We start from the raw sequence: 595 nt of genomic DNA, 5'->3' as shown, positions 1-595 counted from the left end.
TTAATCTAAAAATGTCAGTCTTATCCTACAGACACAAAAAAAGCGGGAGCCTTACTAAGCCCCCGCTTTTCTTTATCTTTTTAAGCTGTTTACAGTTTCTTCGAAAGTAATCCTGCAAAACCAATAATCGCGATACCTAAAACCATGATTTCGCCTTTGCCGCTATCGAAGCCAGACTTAATGCCCATGAAGGCAACAATAGCAATCGCTACCGGAATGACGTATTTAACGAGGTTGTACCATAAGCCAAATAGTGGGAATGATACTTCGCCATCATTCGTGATTTCTTTTTCAAGCTCTGCACGGTTTAAGCGCCAGCCAGCAAAGATACATACCAACATACCCCCAACCGCTAGGAAGATTTTGTCTGTCAGTAGGTCGAAGATATCGAATGCGCCGGTACCAAATAGCGTTGGTCCCATACCGCCTAGCGAAAGCGATGCAAAGACACAAAGTGATGCCATCACGACACTTGCTGAAACTACTGCGTTAGAACGTTTCATGCCTTTCTCATCGATAAGGTAAGAAACCACTACTTCTAACAATGAAACCGAAGAGGTAAGCGCCGCTACCGTTAATCCGATGAAGAACAGAA

Annotated in this window: 1 pseudogene; it reads right to left on the bottom strand. The window is 43.5% G+C overall.

Annotated features, from left to right (window positions below):
- Positions 1 to 89: 89 nt before the first annotated feature.
- Positions 90 to 595 (bottom strand): annotated as a pseudogene (locus tag R7Z47_RS25845) (sodium-dependent transporter); the annotation flags it as partial.

The organism is Vibrio sp. 1641, from assembly GCF_033339995.1.
GTDB lineage: Bacteria > Pseudomonadota > Gammaproteobacteria > Enterobacterales > Vibrionaceae > Vibrio > Vibrio alginolyticus.
The sequence above is the reverse complement of the archived record's forward strand: the minus strand, read 5'-3'. Positions and strand labels throughout refer to the sequence as shown.